At 62.4% G+C, this 15,709-nt stretch carries 20 protein-coding genes; 8 read left to right on the forward strand and 12 right to left on the reverse strand.

Translation table 11 applies throughout. The features are described from left to right. Positions 1 to 200 precede the first annotated feature (200 nt). On the forward strand, positions 201 to 1,724 hold the full coding sequence (locus tag RCO24_RS17460) for an MFS transporter (RefSeq protein WP_308963943.1): 1,524 nt from the start codon (positions 201 to 203) through the stop codon (positions 1,722 to 1,724). Positions 1,725 to 1,799: 75 nt separating this feature from the next. Here the strand turns inward: RCO24_RS17460 and RCO24_RS17465 are convergent, their stop codons facing one another. Next, entirely contained in the window at positions 1,800 to 2,606 is an 807-nt protein-coding gene (locus RCO24_RS17465) for a DUF2147 domain-containing protein (RefSeq protein WP_308963944.1), read from the reverse strand. 208 nt (positions 2,607 to 2,814) lie between these two features. On the opposite strand from RCO24_RS17465, the gene RCO24_RS17470 reads away from it, so the two are divergent. Further along, on the forward strand, positions 2,815 to 3,090 hold the full coding sequence (locus tag RCO24_RS17470; RefSeq protein WP_308963945.1) for a hypothetical protein: 276 nt from the start codon (positions 2,815 to 2,817) through the stop codon (positions 3,088 to 3,090). 64 nt (positions 3,091 to 3,154) lie between these two features. Here the strand turns inward: RCO24_RS17470 and RCO24_RS17475 are convergent, their stop codons facing one another. Next, entirely contained in the window at positions 3,155 to 3,574 is a 420-nt protein-coding gene (locus tag RCO24_RS17475; RefSeq protein ID WP_308964077.1) for an FKBP-type peptidyl-prolyl cis-trans isomerase, read from the reverse strand. Positions 3,575 to 3,828: 254 nt separating this feature from the next. Between RCO24_RS17475 and RCO24_RS17480 the strand changes: the two genes are divergently transcribed. Next, entirely contained in the window at positions 3,829 to 5,469 is a 1,641-nt protein-coding gene (locus tag RCO24_RS17480; protein ID WP_308963946.1) for a Na+/H+ antiporter, read from the forward strand. Positions 5,470 to 5,687: 218 nt separating this feature from the next. On the opposite strand, the gene RCO24_RS17485 is transcribed toward RCO24_RS17480, so the two are convergent. Together RCO24_RS17485 and RCO24_RS17490 are read right to left on the reverse strand one after the other, a co-directional pair. Then, positions 5,688 to 6,248, reverse strand: coding sequence for a TIGR00645 family protein (locus RCO24_RS17485; protein ID WP_308963947.1), 561 nt, complete (start codon positions 6,246 to 6,248; stop codon positions 5,688 to 5,690). Positions 6,249 to 6,479: 231 nt separating this feature from the next. Further along, positions 6,480 to 7,208, reverse strand: a complete 729-nt coding sequence (locus RCO24_RS17490; RefSeq protein WP_308963948.1) for a hypothetical protein — start codon at positions 7,206 to 7,208, stop codon at positions 6,480 to 6,482. 819 nt (positions 7,209 to 8,027) lie between these two features. Between RCO24_RS17490 and RCO24_RS17495 the strand changes: the two genes are divergently transcribed. The 3 genes from RCO24_RS17495 to RCO24_RS17505 all read left to right on the forward strand — a co-directional run bounded on the left by RCO24_RS17495 (position 8,028) and on the right by RCO24_RS17505 (position 9,381). After that, complete coding sequence (locus RCO24_RS17495; RefSeq protein WP_308963949.1) at positions 8,028 to 8,297, forward strand: hypothetical protein; 270 nt, start codon at positions 8,028 to 8,030, stop codon at positions 8,295 to 8,297. 238 nt (positions 8,298 to 8,535) lie between these two features. Next, positions 8,536 to 8,967 (forward strand): hypothetical protein, encoded by a 432-nt coding sequence (locus RCO24_RS17500; RefSeq protein ID WP_308963950.1) that lies wholly within the window; start codon positions 8,536 to 8,538, stop codon positions 8,965 to 8,967. A 120-nt stretch (positions 8,968 to 9,087) separates the two neighbouring features. Next, entirely contained in the window at positions 9,088 to 9,381 is a 294-nt protein-coding gene (locus tag RCO24_RS17505) for a hypothetical protein (protein ID WP_308963951.1), read from the forward strand. 103 nt (positions 9,382 to 9,484) lie between these two features. Here the strand turns inward: RCO24_RS17505 and RCO24_RS17510 are convergent, their stop codons facing one another. Together RCO24_RS17510 and RCO24_RS17515 are read right to left on the reverse strand one after the other, a co-directional pair. Beyond that, positions 9,485 to 9,622, reverse strand: coding sequence for an aa3-type cytochrome c oxidase subunit IV (locus RCO24_RS17510; RefSeq protein WP_308963952.1), 138 nt, complete (start codon positions 9,620 to 9,622; stop codon positions 9,485 to 9,487). A gap of 314 nt (positions 9,623 to 9,936) precedes the next feature. Next, complete coding sequence (locus RCO24_RS17515; RefSeq protein ID WP_308963953.1) at positions 9,937 to 10,185, reverse strand: hypothetical protein; 249 nt, start codon at positions 10,183 to 10,185, stop codon at positions 9,937 to 9,939. 293 nt (positions 10,186 to 10,478) lie between these two features. Between RCO24_RS17515 and RCO24_RS17520 the strand changes: the two genes are divergently transcribed. Then, positions 10,479 to 10,922 carry a hypothetical protein gene (locus RCO24_RS17520; RefSeq protein ID WP_308963954.1) on the forward strand — a complete coding sequence of 148 codons (444 nt, stop codon included), beginning with the start codon at positions 10,479 to 10,481 and terminating at the stop codon, positions 10,920 to 10,922. Between the two features lie 141 nt (positions 10,923 to 11,063). Here the strand turns inward: RCO24_RS17520 and RCO24_RS17525 are convergent, their stop codons facing one another. The 6 genes from RCO24_RS17525 to RCO24_RS17550 form a co-directional block, all read right to left on the reverse strand. Continuing rightward, positions 11,064 to 12,164, reverse strand: coding sequence for a hypothetical protein (locus RCO24_RS17525; protein ID WP_374990976.1), 1,101 nt, complete (start codon positions 12,162 to 12,164; stop codon positions 11,064 to 11,066). A gap of 172 nt (positions 12,165 to 12,336) precedes the next feature. Next, a complete protein-coding gene (locus RCO24_RS17530) occupies positions 12,337 to 13,263 on the reverse strand; it encodes a hypothetical protein (RefSeq protein ID WP_308963955.1) in 927 nt (308 codons plus the stop codon). Between the two features lie 103 nt (positions 13,264 to 13,366). Then, positions 13,367 to 13,675: a hypothetical protein gene (locus RCO24_RS17535; RefSeq protein WP_308963956.1), complete on the reverse strand. Its 309-nt coding sequence runs from the start codon at positions 13,673 to 13,675 to the stop codon at positions 13,367 to 13,369. A gap of 177 nt (positions 13,676 to 13,852) precedes the next feature. Further along, positions 13,853 to 14,107: a hypothetical protein gene (locus RCO24_RS17540; protein ID WP_308963957.1), complete on the reverse strand. Its 255-nt coding sequence runs from the start codon at positions 14,105 to 14,107 to the stop codon at positions 13,853 to 13,855. A 170-nt stretch (positions 14,108 to 14,277) separates the two neighbouring features. After that, positions 14,278 to 14,607, reverse strand: a complete 330-nt coding sequence (locus RCO24_RS17545; RefSeq protein WP_308963958.1) for a hypothetical protein — start codon at positions 14,605 to 14,607, stop codon at positions 14,278 to 14,280. A 276-nt stretch (positions 14,608 to 14,883) separates the two neighbouring features. Beyond that, the gene (locus RCO24_RS17550; RefSeq protein ID WP_308963959.1) at positions 14,884 to 15,075 is read right to left on the reverse strand and encodes a hypothetical protein; all 192 of its coding nucleotides are present in this window, start codon (positions 15,073 to 15,075) and stop codon (positions 14,884 to 14,886) included. A gap of 246 nt (positions 15,076 to 15,321) precedes the next feature. Here RCO24_RS17550 and RCO24_RS17555 point away from each other — a divergent pair, with 246 nt between their 5' ends. Further along, on the forward strand, positions 15,322 to 15,633 hold the full coding sequence (locus RCO24_RS17555; RefSeq protein WP_308963960.1) for a hypothetical protein: 312 nt from the start codon (positions 15,322 to 15,324) through the stop codon (positions 15,631 to 15,633). The last annotated feature ends 76 nt before the right edge of the window (positions 15,634 to 15,709 follow it).

Here is a 15,709-nt window from a genome sequence, read left to right on the forward strand (position 1 = left end):
CATGCAAGGCAACACTGGATGATCCGTGGGGCGCTTAATTCGAACGGATGCCGAGCGCGGTTGGGAGGATCGAAAACGCTTCCCTCTTTTCTGGAAGCGATCTAAAGAGCGGCTGTTCTCCTCGCGCGGATCTTTGTTCTGATCGTGCGTGTTGCTTACGAGCTTCCAGAGGGGGCAGTCGCTTGGAGGCGCGCTCGATCATGGCTAAGGACACCGATATCAACGGTGCGAAGGCGTCGCGGCGCGATTGGATCGGATTGGCGGTCATTGCGCTGCCGTGCATCCTCTATTCGATGGACCTTACGGTCCTGCATCTCGCGGTTCCGCAAATTGCCGAAACGTTGAAGCCCGGCTCTTCCGCGCTGCTGTGGATCGTCGACATATACGGATTCATGGTGGCCGGTGCGCTGATCACCATGGGGACACTCGGCGATCGCATCGGCCGGCGCCGGTTGCTGCTGATCGGTGCGGCTCTGTTCGGCGCGACATCGGTGCTCGCTGCGTTCTCGACGAGCTCGGAGATGCTGATCTTCGCGCGTGCGCTGCAAGGATTAGCTGCGGGCTCGATGTCGCCGTCGACGCTCTCCTTGATCCGCAACATGTTCCGCGACGACGCCGAGCGCAGCTTTGCCATCGGCGTGTGGGTCGCCTGTTTCTCCGCAGGCGCTGCCATCGGTCCGCTGGTCGGCGGCGTCATTCTCAACCACTACTGGTGGGGTGCGGTGTTCCTCATCAACGTTCCGATCATGCTGCTTCTGCTGGCGCTGGGGCCCGCGTTGCTTCCCGAGTTCAAAGACGAGAACGCCGGGCGGCTCGATATCCTGAGCGCGGCGCAATCGCTGGTCGCGGTGCTGGCGATCATTTTCGGCATCAAGCGCATCGCAGAGCACGGCTGGGGGCTTCTGCCTGCGGTCGCGATCGGGATGGGTCTGCTCGTCGGCGTGCTGTTCTTCCGGCGGCAAGCTGTGCTGGCCGATCCGTTGATCGACGTGCGGCTGTTCCGGATGCCTGGGTTCACGGCGGCGTTGTCAATCAACGTGGTCGCAATCTTCGTCGTTTTCGGCATGTTCCTGTTCATCGCCCAGTATCTGCAGCTCGTGCTCGGGATGGGACCGCTCGAGGCCGGGATCTGGACCTCGCCGTCCGGAGTGGCGTTCGCGCTCGGATCAATGGCGGCGCCGTTCCTGGTGCGCCATTTCCATCCGCGAATCGTCATTACGTGCGGTTTTTTAATCTCGGCGGTCGGCTTCGCGATGCTGACCCAGCTCGGTTCTACCGAGACGCCGTGGTTGCTGTTCACCGGGATGATGGTGTTTTGCCTTGGCCTCGCGCCGATTGGGGCGATCACGACCGACGTCGTGATGACGGAGGCGCCGCCGGAGCGGGCGGGTGCGGCGTCCGGCATTTCCGAGACGAGCTTCGAATTCGGCGGAGCGCTCGGCATGGCCGTGCTCGGGAGCATTCTCACCGCGATTTACCGGGACGTGATGGCCGGCGAGGTGCTGGCGGGGCTGCCGGCAGAGTCGGCCGATGCGGCGAAGGATACGCTTGGCGGTGCCGTCGCCATGGCCCGGGAGCTAGGCGGCGCGGATGGCGATGCGTTGCTTGCAACGGCGCGCGCGGCCTTCGTTCATGCGTTCGAGGTCACCGCCGGCCTATCGGCCCTTGGGGCGATCTCGGCGGCTCTCGTAGCAGCGGTGCTGTTGCGCAAAATTGCGCGGTGACAATGCGAGGGGGACCTCCCGCATCGTCACCGCGTCGCGTCGGCTCAAGCGTGTGTTCAGAGCACGCTCGTCGGATCAGTCTCGGCAAGGCACCGAAATGACACGGCCGACGTAAGGGATCGTGAACTTGCAGTCGCGCTTCGGCGCGGAGTCGAAGCTTTCCTCCTCGGTTGCGGCAATGGGTTCCGGCGTGGTTTTCGATGCCGGCTTCTCTGCCGGTGCCGGAGCTGGAGCCGCTTCCTTGGTGGCCGCGGGTGCGGGCGCCGGAGAGGGTGTTTCGGTCGTTGCGGCGACAGGGGCCACTTCGGCCTTCGGTGTCTTAGGTGTGCCCATCAAGGCGAGGGATGCGCTGTTGGCGCCGCCGAGCGAACGCGTCGTGGCGGGTTCGCGAGATGCCTGTTTGGCCGGGGCCGCGTCGGTCTTCGCAATCGGCGCATCAGCCTTGGCCTCGACGATTTTTGCGGGTGCGGCGGCGGTGGTTTCTCCGCAGCGCGCGATGTCGTCCGGGGCGCGGTTCCAGGTGAAAGTCTTGCTGAAGAACGATCCGGCATTGCCGACGACGCGCAGAGTGTCGTCGCCGGTTCGCGTCAGCTCGACGCTGTATTTCTTGCCGCGGTCGGGGCTGTAGATCCACCCGCCTCCTCCCGGTGTGACGTTGCCCAGGATCTGCATGCCGCAGCGCTTTGTGTTCTTCTCGTCCTTGATGTGGACGACGTAGCCGCAGAGGCCCTTGCCACCGGCGCAGGGCGCGATTTCTACCGCGCCGCGGCCGTTGTGATCGAACCAGAGACCTGTGGGGTCAGAAGCGGCGTGGGCCGAGGCCGACCAGAGAGCGGCGCTTGCCGCGGCAGCGATCTTTAAGGTGCGCGTGTCGAGCAGCATGGCGGGGCATCCCCTGTTCAAAAGTTGCGTCTGGCAAACTTGTGAGGGGAGTTGTGCCGGGCCAGGAGGCCGGGTGCTATTCCGTGGGGAACAGGGTAGAGAAGAGGCAACAGGCAGGAGGCAGCGGGCAGGACGGGATGCCGGGCTTGACGTTGCGCGCCTGATGATTACCTCGTGGCTAGGCAACCTGGTTCTGGATGAGGCCAACATGCGGCGCTCGATACTGGCAATAGCGGGCTTCGGCGCCCTGATGGCGGTGGCCCCAACGATCGCGAGCGCCCAATCCTATTGGGATCTCGAACATGCCCGTGCCAATGCCCGCGCGGGTGGGCCGATCAGCGAGCAGGATGCGGAGCTTCTTGAGCGCTACGGCTGCTTGAGCGGCACCAACAGTGCATTCTGCAAAAAGCTCAGCGGCGAAAATCGATACGTAAATAAAAAAGCCCGGCAAAAGGCCGAGCGGCGGGTGCGGCGCAACGATTGAGCGCCAGACCTCCCGGAGCGACGCAGAGCGCCGTCCGGGAGGAAGGTTGAGCTTCGTGCGTGCCTCACTTCAGGCCGAGCAACTCCACATCGAAGATCAGCGTCGCGTTGGGCGGGATCACGCCGCCGGCACCACGTGCGCCGTAACCAAGCTCGGCCGGAATGATCAGTGTGCGCTTGCCGCCGACCTTCATGGTGGCGACGCCTTCGTCCCATCCCTTGATCACGCGGCCGGTGCCGATCGGGAACTCGAAGGGTTCGCCGCGATCGACTGAGCTGTCGAACTTCTGGCCCTTGGCGCCGTCGACGTACAGCCATCCGGTGTAGTGCATAACGCAGGTCTGGCCGGTCTTTGGCGTCGCGCCGGTGCCGACCTGCGTGTCCGTGATCTTCAATCCTGATGCAGTTGTCACTTCTGTTCCTGTCTCCTGAGCTATTGCGATGGCGGGTGCGCCGACGGCGTATGCGCCCGCGAGCGCGATCATGAGGGTAAGTGCCTTGAGGGTGTTGGTGCGTTTCGTCGATCGCATTTTTTTGCCTTGCTCCCTGTGTATGGCGGCGGGGACCCTATCACGTTCCCCCGACGGGGAGACGCAGATAACCTGAAACAGAATGCCGCGTCGCCGGCCTCTCGCGTGACAGCAAATTTCGGCATTGGGATGGACAAACGGCCGAGCGCATGCAAGTCCGGCGCGAGACTTCCGAAAAAGCCGGGCCAACGCGAAATCGAGACTTCTGAATGGAAATGGTCACAACGGCACTGCTTCTGCTGCTGGCGGTGGTCGTCAGCGGCTCGCTCTCGCGCGCTTCGCGGGTGCCCATCCCGTTGCCGCTGGTGCAGATTGCGCTAGGAGCTGTCATTGCTTCGGTTGCCGATCTCGGCGTCGTGCTGAAGCCCGATATTTTCTTTCTGTTGTTTCTGCCGCCACTTCTATTTCTGGACGGATGGCGTATTCCGAAAGAGGGTCTTTTCCGGGACAAGGGCACGATCCTGGAACTCGCGTTCGGGCTGGTGCTGTTGACCGTTATCGGGGTCGGCTTTTTCATCAACTGGCTGATTCCGGCCATGCCGCTCGCCGTGGCGTTCGCGCTCGCTGCGATCGTTTCGCCGACCGATCCGATCGCGGTGTCGGCCATCGCGGCCCGCGTGCCGATCCCGAAACGCCTCATGCATATCCTGGAAGGTGAATCGCTGCTCAACGATGCCTCGGGCCTCGTCTGCATGCGCTTCGCGGTCGTCGCGGCACTGACCGGCACGTTCTCGCTGGTCGAGGCGTTCGGGAGTTTCCTCTGGCTCGCGATCGGCGGGATCGCGATCGGTATCGCCGTCACATGGGGCGTGACCTGGTCGAAGAACTGGGTGTCGCGGCGGCTTGGGGAAGAAACCGGCTCGCAAATCCTGATCAGCCTTCTCATTCCATTCGGTGCGTATCTGATCGCGGAGCATCTGCATTGCTCGGGCATCCTCGCGGCCGTCGCGGCCGGGATCAGCATGAGCTACGCGGAACAATCCGGCCAGGCGCTGCCGATCACGCGCGTCCGGCGCAACGCGGTCTGGGAAACCGTGCAATTCGCGGCCAACGGCACCATCTTCGTCCTGCTCGGGGAGCAGCTGCCGAACATCATCGCCGGGGCCGCGCAAGTGGTCCGCGATACCGGGCATCACGAACCCGCATGGCTATTGCTCTATGTCGTCGCCATAAACTTCGCGCTCGCGGCCCTGCGCTTCCTTTGGGTGTGGGTGTCGCTGCGTTTCACAATGTTCCGAGCGGCGCGCAAGGGAGAAGAGTTCAAGAGGCCGGGCTGGCGCCTGATCGCCGCGACGACATTGGCGGGCGTTCGTGGTGCGATCACGCTGGCGGGCATCCTGACGCTTCCGCTCGTGATGAACGACGGCAGCCCGTTCCCGGCGCGCGATCTTGCGATCTTCCTGGCGGCGGGCGTCATCATCCTCTCGCTCATCGCGGCCAGCGTGGGCTTGCCTTTGCTGCTCCGGGGGCTGGAGCTGCCGCCCGAGCCTTCGCACCAGGAAGAGGAAGACAAGGCGCGGAACGCCGCGTCGGAGGCGGCTATTCATGCCATCGAGCTGCTACAACACGATCTCGGCGCCGGGCGTCCCGACGCCGATATTTATGCGGATGTCGGAGCCCGCATCATGGAGCTTTACCGCGATCGTATCGACGGGCGCTCGAAGACGGGTGACGAAGCGCAGCGCCTTCGCAAGCTGGAAGGGATCGATCGCGAGCTGCGCCTCGCGGGATTGCGCGCCGAGCGTGACGAGATCTATCGCCTCGGGCGTTCGCGCAGGCTTTCGGACGACCTGGTGCGGAAGCTCGTGCGCGAGGTTGATTTGACGGAAGCGCGACTGTTGGTGGTTTGAGACCGCACGATCCATATGATCGCGCGGCCTCACTGCTCTGCATCAGAGGCTGATGAGACCGATGATTCACGCTTCAGACTTTTTCTGCGCTGCCGATTCACGCCGCGTCCGATAGGGGACGCGACGATCGGAGCGCGTGGGCCTGAAGCGATCATGGTGGTTTTTAGTGAGACCGATGATTCATGCTTCAGGCTGGTAAGGCCTGAAGCGATCATGGTTTAGTGAGACGCAGCGCCCTTCGACGGGATGTCGCGCCCGAGCTTGTCAACGTAGGCGATGCCCACGGCGGACAGGATGAACACGATGTGGATAATGGTCTGCCACATCACGCCCGCTTCGGTGAACTTCGCGCCTTGGGTGCCGAGGTTTCCGGCTTCGATGAACGTCTTCAGGAGATGGATCGACGAGATGCCGATGATGGCCATCGCGAGCTTGATCTTGAGCACGCTGGCGTTGACGTGATCGAGCCATTCCGGCTGGTCGGGGTGGCCTTCGAGCTTCAAGCGCGAAACGAATGTCTCGTAGCCGCCGACGATCACCATGACGAGCAGGTTTGAAATCATCACCACGTCGATCAGACCGAGAACGATCAGCATGATTTCCTGCTCGCCGAATGAGCTGGCGTGGGAGATGAGGTGGGCCAGCTCTTTCATGAACAGGAAGACGTAGACGCACTGGGCGGCAATCAGACCCAGATACAACGGCACCTGCAGCCAGCGCGATCCGAAGATCAGGGAGGCGAGTATGCGAAGGGGCGAACGATCGAAATGTCCGGGCATGTGTGGGGACCTGTGAGGGTGAATTGCTGTGGAACGAAGCCTTACGGCTTTGCAATCAAGATGAGCCCTTGCACGGGCTTGCCATCAACGGACGGCATCCAATGCGGGCGCGACATCACTTTGAAATTCCGGATGCGTTCGCAAGGGGTATGCGGCAATCGGCATGCGGCACATGGAAGCTCGCGTGTGCGGAGGGTGAATTCCCGAGGGGTTTGGCGGTTCTGAACGCACTCACGCTTTCATGAGGCCCGGCCCATAGATAAGCGCGAAGTTCGCGCCAACCAGGATCGCGACCAGAGCGACCAGGCGATAAAGACGCAGATGAAAAGCTCGGTGGCCGATGAAATCTCCGGCGAAGTATCCCGCGGTGACGATGATCGCGAACGCGTATTTGCCGATCTCCGGGCTGCCCCAAATGGTCAGGACGTTGTCCGGGTTGGCGCCGTGGCCGATCAGGAAGGTCATACATAAGGCCGCAAACACCAAAAGGCTCGGCCATGTCTGATCATCGAAAAAGCGGTCAAAGGCGATCGGCGCCAAGGGTGGGGTGGAGAAGCTTGCAGAGACACGCGCGCCCGCTCCCAGCAGCGCCATGAACGCCGCGACGTTGAGTGCGGCGACGAGGTCGGGATGAAGCGTCACTCCGGCGAGTTCGAGCGGCGGCCGCCAGATCGCACGTGTCATGTCCTGCCACTTCGTGAGCAGGTCCGATATCTGCGGCGCGAGGGGAATTGTCTTTCCCAGTTCGGCGAGGACTGTAAGTGCCGCGCCGCTGAGAGCCAGAAGGGCTAGGCTCTCACGCTTGATCCAGGTGAAGAGCGCGCTGGGCCGGTGCGCCCGCTGCGTGTGAGACGGGCGCGGCTTTATCATCGTGCTGCGCTTGCGGACGGACACGGTTGCCCGGCGCGCTGAAGGATCTTGTAGGTTCATGTCCTTCAGCTCTTCCGGCCCGGTTTCCAAATTCTATTTCCGCTACCATCCTTTCACGACGCAATCGCAGTCTCAAGCCGGCAGTCTCAGGCAGGCGACGGCGGAGCATAAGCGGCCTCATGCCTCCGCCGACTGTTCATGCTCGAGCTTCGTGTCAGCTTTTGGTGGCGCTCGGCATGGGCTTGTGAGCTTTGAGCGCTGTCTTGCACGCCGAGCGGAATTTCGCGCGTTCTTTTCCGTGCAATCCTTTCGCATCCGCCTCCTGCGAGCATTGGATCGACTCCGGCGTTCTCACCTTTGTCGTCTTCATCGTGGAGGGTGATTTGCTGGAGGCGGCTGGCGGGCCCGTTTGTGGTGCGGTGCCGTAGTTCGCCGCCATGGCGCCGCTGCTCGCAATGAGAAGTGCGGATGCCGTCAAGGCCGGCAGATATCTGAGAGCACGCATGGGATTATACCTTTGTTGTGGTTTATCGAGAATTGGCGCGCGCTGCTTGCACGCCCCTCTACACTGATGGGGAGGCTGCCGCCCTGCTGCCAGCGGTGCGGCGGATACAAATCGGTAAAGTCCCGCGCATCTGATCCTTCCGAAACAGACTGACGCGCCGGGTATCATCGATTGTGGAACACGTGCGCCGTTTGCGGTTTACGAGGGCGGTATTCTGGAAGTCATAACGTGCGGGCCTGCCTTCGCGCTGCCGCCTTCTTGCGTGCCTCATCACCTCTGTAGGATAAGGGCCATGCGCTGAGATCTCAGAACAGTAACGAAGAGCCCGTTAACCGAAGCTAGATGCGAGAGTGCCGGACGCACGGACGTCGGGTATTTCGGGTGGCGCCGCGCAGGGGATTGCCATGATCAACTGGAAAGAGATTGCCGAGTACGTCGAGCCCGATTGGGCGCAGGACGGCACGGCGTTGCCGCCAAGCCTCTTCTGGCGCACGAAAAAAGGCGCGGTGCTCGGCTATCTGCGCGATGACGAGCTGTTCGATTGGAAGTGGGTCTATGTCTGCGACGGCAACAAGGTGACGCATTTCTCGGACGTTACCGGGCCAGTGAGCAACGTGGTGGATTTGAACGCGTTTCGGGCCGGGCAGGGGCAGGCAGCCGAACCGGAGGCGTAAAGAGGGGTGACGGGGGGCGGGCAACCGGCAGGTTCTGGGCCTGGGGAACTAGGTATGGGTTTGCTTTCCGCTCTGCTCGAGATTGAATGTAAGATGCTGGTGAGGAAAGGTTTTCTCTGCGTTCCGACCTTAGCTGAATGGGTGTGTTCCTGTCGGAACAGCGGCCGTGCTGCCTTCGTCACATGATCGGCCTCGGGGTTAAACATCGAGCCGAGCGGCTCATCTTCGGGAGGCACGCATGAACCGCACCATTCTCGCCAGCGCCCTGGCTCTCATTTCCGCCACTACGTTTTTCGCCTCCGCCGCCGAGGCCTGCATCTCCTGCAACTACGTTCCGGAAGTCGTGAATACGCCGTCGCCGCACGACGCGAAGCGCTTCCAGAAAAAGCGCGTCATAGTTGCTCAGCCGCAGCGCGCGGCGCCTTCCAAGCAGCGTATTGCCAAGAGCGCACCGGCCGCCAAGAAGGTCGAAACCGCCAAAGCCGCCGAGCCCAAGAGCATCGAGACCGCGAAGGCCGATATCCCTTCGGAGAGCAAGACGATTTCGACCGCCGCGCTGCTCGAGGACGGCGACAGGCCGGCGCAAGAGACCCAGGAGGTCGCGCAGGACGTCGGCTGCAAGAAGTTCTTTCCAACGATCGGCCAGACGCTGACGGTTCCCTGCCAGTAGGTCGCAACAGGTATGCGGTTGTCGGCAACCGGAATGTAGAGATCTTGAGGCGTTGTGCTTGCGCGGCGGCCAACCTGGGGTTAGCTAGCGGCGAGGAACGCGATAACGGAGATTTCGACCATGACGGATTTGAACGACGCTAACGAGACCATTGCTCAGCTCAAGAAGGAGGTTGCGGAGCTTTCCGGCCTCGCGCTCGCCACCGGCGTCATTCTTACCCAGCTGCTGCAATCGGACCTCAAGCGCGAGATGAATCCGTGGAAGTCCGCCACCAAGATGCTGGACGAGGCGCGAAGCGCAATCGAGGGCTTCAAGCCTGATACGGCCGGCGAGCGCGAGCCGGCGATGAAGACGCGCGCGCTCGAAGCGCTGAAGCAATATGAAGAACAGATCAAATCCGTGCTGCCGACGTAAAGCAGCGGGCAGCAGGCAATGGGGCGCGGTTGCGCAGACCGCGCCCTCCCACTGCGCGGGGCGGTGCTGCGCCGCGTTTAGAAAGGGTCTGTTCTCGCCTGCGCTAGATCAGGACGTACGCGAGCACGGCGAGCAAAACCGCAATCGCAGTGACGGCTAAGCGGATGCCGAGCAGGAAATTCCGATAGGTCTCGACGTGAGCCGGGTAATCGGCAGCGGCGACGGGATCAGCGGTCACCATGGCTTACCTCCATAGTCCCGGCCGGCCTTCCTACTGGCTCGGGCCTTTTGCAGTTTCCCCGTGATCAGGAGGTGGATCGGCTCGTCGCCTTTGCAAGGGCCGGCCCGCCAGGGAATGGGTGAAGATGGGATTTGCGCTGATTTTTTTGCAGCGCTTTCGGCCTATCGGCGCGACCCATCAGAGCGAAAGCGCTGGGAGCCGGACAAGTCCCCATCCCGGTTACGCAAGCGCATCCGGGATGGTCGACAGCGCGCTACCGTCGTGCGCGGCCCGAAGACTCGCGACACCGGTGACTTCCGTGCTCGTTCGTCCAATCAAATCAGTCGCAGAAACCAGCCGCAGAAGTAGGCCGCTCCGGCAGCGACCAGGCCGTTGCCGAAACTGCGTAGCACGGTGCCGCGAAGGGTCTCGGAAAGGCCGATTTCCTGGCCGCGACGATAGAGAGCGTGGTGCTCTGCGTACGATGCCGACGCGAGCGCAATCGCACATGCGGCGATGGCCCAAAGGCCGACATCCGCGTAACCCGCGAGGCTTGCTACGAAGACCGAGATCAATCCCAGCATGTCCGCATCCTTCTCGGCTGCGACGCGCACGGGCAAGGCAGCCCATTTCCCAATGCCAGATTCTGTGGGGATGCGGCCGACGGGTCTGTGATCGAGCTGGGGAAAACGGGTTGGCCTCTGTCGAGGCTTTGGGAAACCGACCAATGCTTCCGACCATCTGGGTTTGTGCTGAGATTCCCGCTCTCTATTGGTCGCGGCCGTTGTGCAGACGTCCAACAAATGAGAGAGTGCCGGATGTGGATAGACAGGGTTCGAACGGATCGAGGCCCGCTGTTCAACGGTAGGAGGCTTCCGTGACCAGGACGAAATTGGCCGTCGCCACCGCTTTTCTTGCCGTCGCAGGGCTTTTCGGCTCGCCCGCCGAGGCTTGCATCTCCTGCAATTACACGCCGGAAGTGGTCAACACGCCCGTCGGCAAGCCTCCTAAGGCCAAGAAAGTTGCCAAGCCGGAGCGGACCACGCCGCCCGCCAAGAAGCACATAGCCAAGAAGCCGCCGCCCACTGCCCCGGCCCAAACTGCCAAGGGCGACGACGCCCCCAAGGACGTCACGACCGATAGTGCGAAAGCCAATGAGCCTGCCGCGGCTGGGGTGGCAACTGCCGCTGCCCCGCCCTCCGGGTCCGCTACTGCTGCATTGGCTGCGCAGGGTGCCAGGGAGCCGAAGCCTGAGGCTCCGGTCGGCTGCAAGAAGTTCTCGGCGACGGCCGGGACGACCGTCGAGGTGCCTTGCGAGTAGGGCGCGCTCGGGCAACTGGCAGCGAGCAGGGAAAGCCATGGATCTTTGCCCTCCGGCGTTTGTCCAGGCGCGAGAGCCTAACCAAAGGAACGAGAACGAGGGCAAATTTACGCGCATAGGGTGCCGGATGTCCTTGCAAGCTTATTCCGCGGCGCCTTGCTTGATGGCGTTGAAGCTAGCCTGTGCCTTTTCGAATTTCGGCGTGAACAGCCACATCGCATCCAGGATCTCGCGGTAGGTGGCTGAGGTCTTTGCCCGGTTGGCCTTGCCGAACGTGAAGATGCTGTTGTTGCGCAGAAAGCCCATCACGCGCGCGTCGGAAATCCGGTAGGTCTCGACATTGCCGGATTTCAACGCGGCCCGCGTCGGCGTCGGTACGATCTGGATGAGCTGAAACAGCTTCATCTGATCAACCTCGTCGGGAAGCATTTTCGCGATCTCCGGAAGATCGGAGAAGAGATCGGCGTGGGCGTTCATGAGGCCGTTGCGCACGGCCGTCCAATGATTGTAGCGCTGGTCGATCTTCGCGGCGCGCGCCGTCTCCGCGTCGTCGCGCGCGGCAAGTTTCGGATCGAGTGCCGCGACCTTCTTCTTGATCGCTGCCCATTTCCTGTGGCCATTCCGATCCTCGGACTTCCCGGTCTGCAGGCTTCCCTTGTAGGTATCCGAGCGTGCATTGCCTATGTTCTGGCGCGCATTGGTTTCGGCGAAAAAGATGCCGAGCGCGATGCGGCCGGCCATATCGGCAGCGGCTTTGTCCGCGCCTTTGGCGCGCGCGATGGCGGTGCCAAGCTCGACGACATCGCGGCGCGGCGTCTCGGATGCTTGAGCGAACGCGGGTGGCGCCTGCATGACTTGGAAGAGGGCAGCGTATTCGTCGATCAGAGGCTCGATGTCGGCGTCGAAGTGATCCGGTGGAACTCCGAATTTGTTGGCTCGGCCGATCCGCTCGGGCCAAGCCTCGGTCAGGTCTTTGTAGGTGCTCATTACCTTGAGGCGGGCAAGGTAGACGGCTTGTCCTGGGAGGCGCGGTAGCTTTTTCGAAGATGCCTTTTTGCCGTCGATCTGCGCGCGCCGCTCCGCCAGGATTTTCCTAAAGTCGGCGAGGGCTTTGTCATAGGCCGCGGCGGCGGCCGCCTGTTCCTTGGAGAGCTTTGTCTGCTCGGCGTGCGCCGGTTTGATGACGCCGAGTTGCCCGACGCAGGTTAAGAGGGCCTGCAGTGCAATTGCGAAAGTGGCCACGCAGTGCCAGCGGATCGGTTTGGATGTTGCGAGAGAAGCCATACGCGACGATAGCGGGAACGTGCTGGGCCGTCACGTCGATAGAGGCTGCAGATTAGCTTAGCCGCGATGCTGGGGAACTTCTTTCGCGGCCATCGCGATTGCTGTGTTGTCTGTATGTCGGAGGCGGGTCTCAAAACTGATTTCTGCGCCAGAATGCGTCCCACTCCTCATTGCGCTTGCGGCTTTCTTCGGCGGAGCGGCGGTCGTCCTCTTCCCATTTCCGGATCTGGGCCTGCCATTCGTCTTTTTCTTTGCGGTCTTTCTCCTGGCTCGAGGTTTGCCAGAGGCCGGCGATGTTGGTGAGCAACGCGAGGATGCCAACGAGCAGCACCGCGATCTTCGTCGTGCGCCAGGTTGAGCGCAATGTCCCGCCTTCGCTTGAGGGTCCGTGCGCAGGTGAAGACGGCGAGCGCGTTGCTTCCTGAGCAAGCGCTGTCGACGCAGGTGGGCCGAACGCGCGCCAGCGGGTTTCTACCCCGTGGCGTAGTTCCTCTGCCGGAACGCCAACGGCCTCGTGGTGAAGCGCGACCTTGGCGCTCTTGTCGTCGACGATGAAGGTGTTGCCCCAACCAGGTCCCCGCATGAACGCCGAGTTGATGTGGATGTTGCGGTCGTAGAAGGCGCGCGAGACACGGATTGCGGTGACGTTGCGAAATTTGAGAAAGCGCGGCCGGACGAGGCTCGGGAAGAACGCGGAGGTGTCGATGACCTCGACAGCGGTGATCTCGCGCCAGGGAATGCGGATGTCCTTCACCATAGGAATGCGGAACAGGAGGTGGGATGGCGTCAGCGTGATCAGCGCCTTGCCGGGATGTGCGCGCCGGTAGAGGGCGTAGGCGATCCAGGTGATGCCGGCTGCGATCAGGATGCCGGCGGCAAGCAGATGCTCGAATTTGTTGCCGGCTGGGAAGGCGAGGACAGTGAGCCCTAGGAGCACGAGGAACAGCGCCAGCGGGAGCTGCTGGTACAGCGCGGTGTCGACGCGGTAGGCGACGGTTTCGTGAACTTTGATCGCGGTGGGTTCACGAGATGTGGGCTCAGGGTCGCTGGTCGTCACGGGGGAAGCCTCCCGGGCGGCGCGTGTTTTTCAGACCGTCATGATACCGCCTGACGCGTGCCCGGGATGATCCACGCGGAACAGTGCCGCGTGCCAGCGCAACTCAATGGTCGCCGTCTTCGCCACGCTGAAACCAGTATCGATCCGGACGCATCAGGCGAACGAAATCCGTGCCTGGGTGATACAGCTCCCGGGCGGCGAACTCGATCGCGCGGCGGCTTGGCTTCAACTGCTCGGCGACTGCATCGGTCCTGATGCTCGTGACCTCGACCTGGACGTGAACCACTTCTTTGGTTTTGCTGTCGCGCGCCGGCCAGATGAAAAACGTTCTGCCGTCGTGGTGGAACCAGTGGTCGCTGTTGTGGGGAAGGGCCGGAAATTCCTCGAGATCGAGCGTCGGTTGGTTGGGCATTACGGGTACCTCTTGGGCTGATCCTAGCGCTCACCAATGCTGCTGATGATAGAAAAATCTTCGCGATAAAAAGCAATTCTCACGCTTTCGCGCAGCGCTGGCAAGACGTGTTCAGCAAAATCAAGAGGCAGTATGGGGCTCACGACGGTTACGCCGGCGTCAGCCCCTTTCGTGAAGCTAGAATTCGATCCAGATGCCGTTGCGCCAGTAGCCGCGGCCGCGGCTTTCACGCCAGCGATATCTTTCTCTTTCGGCCTCGGGCCATCTCCAGTCGTCCTCGTAGACGCGGAGGCGGAACTCGGGCTTGTACTCGTAGCGCTCCTTGACGCGCCAGCAGTCGCCTTCATCGTTGCAAACGACGGCGGCAGAAGCACTTGTCGCCGTGAGGGTGAGGGCGCCAGCGAGAACCAGAGCAGCTTTCGTCATGGTCATGGCCTTCTCCTTCTGGTTGGCTTCTTGTGTCGGTGGCGTGCTTGAAACGCTCAGTTGACCGAAATGTTTCTCCTGTTGCGCGTGGACGGTGGAGCGCGGCAATCCAGATTGTTCCTGGCTGCTTCAGAGCGCTGCGATGGGCGCGATGCTTTTGCGGCGCGGAAAGCGTTTCAGGGCTCTTCGGGGAAGTACTTGAGCGTGCGCTTGCAGGATTTCTCGTACTCGGCCTTGGTCATACCGGTGTCGGCATCCCAGGTCTTCATGCATTCGGCGATGTCGGCGGCGGTGACGGGTTGGTTGGTATTGGGCTTGGTCAGGGCCTGATCGTCCGGCGGTGGGGCGCGCTGGGGCTCGGTGCTTTCGGGCGCAGTGTCCTGGGCCTGCGCGATCATCGGCAGATGCGTCGCGGTTGGCGGGGCTGCCAAAGCGGCGTGGTGGGTGGCGAAGCCGAGCGCGATGGCGGCGGCTGCGAAAACGAGAGAGGTTGAATGCGTGCGCACGGCGGGGGCTCCGATGGGCTGGTGTGAACGCAGAACCGAGAACGCAACGGTTCGGTCCCCACCAAACGCCGGCCGTGACGCCTCACTTGAAACGCCTGCCAGAACATCAAAGTCTTGCCGCGCGGGATTTCAAGGGCCGCGATGGGACATGGTAACCATCGGGCTCATAAACAGGGGGCGGCCAGGCGTGTGGCCTTTGTCCCGGTCCCTTTGCTTTGGGATGTCGAGACCGACGCGAGGACGCCTGGGGCCGCCCCGCGCCGGTGCTGCATTGGGTTACTTCTTCGGCGGCGTGAAGACCTTGACGATCTCCTTGTCGATGGCCTTCAGGTCGGCCTCGATGTAGTCGAAGATGGTTTTGGGCGCGGCTTCCTTCTTGGCGCCGGCAAGCGCCGGAGCCGAACCCATGGCGCCGACCAGAAGGCCAACGGCGGCGAGAGCGGACAGAGCCTGTGCTGCGAACTTCATGAACACCTCCCCTTCAAAAGCGGCTCCCCCCTCGGGAGCGTCGCGGCCCATAGGCTAGCAAGCCAGTGGGACAGGCGTGCAACGATTTTTTATTCCTAAGCTGTGCAGGGGGGGAGGCAGCGGGCAGCCGGCAGGGGGCAGGTAAGGGCGGCACGCAGCATTGGGCACCCGGCACTCGATTGAAGGGATGGGCCATCGAAGGTTTTGATGCCGATTGCCGTTGGGTTTGAAAGTGAGCACACTCGCTTGGTCTCGAAGCGAGAGGTGATCCTCATGAAGCTGCTCGTGCCGCTGGCCGCGCTTGCGATTCTCGTGTCGGGTGGGACTGCGCTGGCCGCGCCGCTCGATCAGAAGAGCTTGGCGCCGGCGTGGATCTCGGCGAGCCAGGCTGAGAAGGATGCCTGGATCGCGGCGTTCAAGTTTGAGAACGCGAATGCGGATCGCGCGGGAATCGCGCAGTGCCTGGACAAGATGGCGAAGTGGGAGGCGCTGGCGACGAATAAGCTGTCTGGCATCACGTCCATGTGCGAGACGGTTGTTGCGAAGGGCGGGACGTAAGGGCGCGGGCGATCGCGACGCTGCTGCGGGTAGAGCCCGGCCATGACGTTTTTTTGGGGATGGCGAGCGTTGCGAC

The organism is Hyphomicrobium sp. LHD-15, assembly GCF_031157355.1.
Lineage (GTDB): Bacteria > Pseudomonadota > Alphaproteobacteria > Rhizobiales > Hyphomicrobiaceae > Hyphomicrobium_C.

Excerpts from the sequence above, each read along its gene's own strand:
- RCO24_RS17535 (WP_308963956.1), bottom strand. The coding sequence starts at position 13,675 with ATGCCCAACCAACCGACGCTCGATCTCGAGGAATTTCCGGCCCTTCCC.
- RCO24_RS17460 (WP_308963943.1), top strand. The coding sequence starts at position 201 with ATGGCTAAGGACACCGATATCAACGGTGCGAAGGCGTCGCGGCGCGAT.
- RCO24_RS17480 (WP_308963946.1), top strand. The coding sequence starts at position 3,829 with ATGGAAATGGTCACAACGGCACTGCTTCTGCTGCTGGCGGTGGTCGTC.
- RCO24_RS17485 (WP_308963947.1), bottom strand. The coding sequence starts at position 6,248 with ATGCCCGGACATTTCGATCGTTCGCCCCTTCGCATACTCGCCTCCCTG.
- RCO24_RS17475 (WP_308964077.1), bottom strand. The coding sequence starts at position 3,574 with ATGATCGCGCTCGCGGGCGCATACGCCGTCGGCGCACCCGCCATCGCA.
- RCO24_RS17495 (WP_308963949.1), top strand. The coding sequence starts at position 8,028 with ATGATCAACTGGAAAGAGATTGCCGAGTACGTCGAGCCCGATTGGGCG.
- RCO24_RS17505 (WP_308963951.1), top strand. The coding sequence starts at position 9,088 with ATGACGGATTTGAACGACGCTAACGAGACCATTGCTCAGCTCAAGAAG.
- RCO24_RS17470 (WP_308963945.1), top strand. The coding sequence starts at position 2,815 with ATGCGGCGCTCGATACTGGCAATAGCGGGCTTCGGCGCCCTGATGGCG.
- RCO24_RS17515 (WP_308963953.1), bottom strand. The coding sequence starts at position 10,185 with ATGCTGGGATTGATCTCGGTCTTCGTAGCAAGCCTCGCGGGTTACGCG.
- RCO24_RS17550 (WP_308963959.1), bottom strand. The coding sequence starts at position 15,075 with ATGAAGTTCGCAGCACAGGCTCTGTCCGCTCTCGCCGCCGTTGGCCTT.
- RCO24_RS17510 (WP_308963952.1), bottom strand. The coding sequence starts at position 9,622 with ATGGTGACCGCTGATCCCGTCGCCGCTGCCGATTACCCGGCTCACGTC.
- RCO24_RS17540 (WP_308963957.1), bottom strand. The coding sequence starts at position 14,107 with ATGACCATGACGAAAGCTGCTCTGGTTCTCGCTGGCGCCCTCACCCTC.
- RCO24_RS17500 (WP_308963950.1), top strand. The coding sequence starts at position 8,536 with ATGAACCGCACCATTCTCGCCAGCGCCCTGGCTCTCATTTCCGCCACT.
- RCO24_RS17465 (WP_308963944.1), bottom strand. The coding sequence starts at position 2,606 with ATGCTGCTCGACACGCGCACCTTAAAGATCGCTGCCGCGGCAAGCGCC.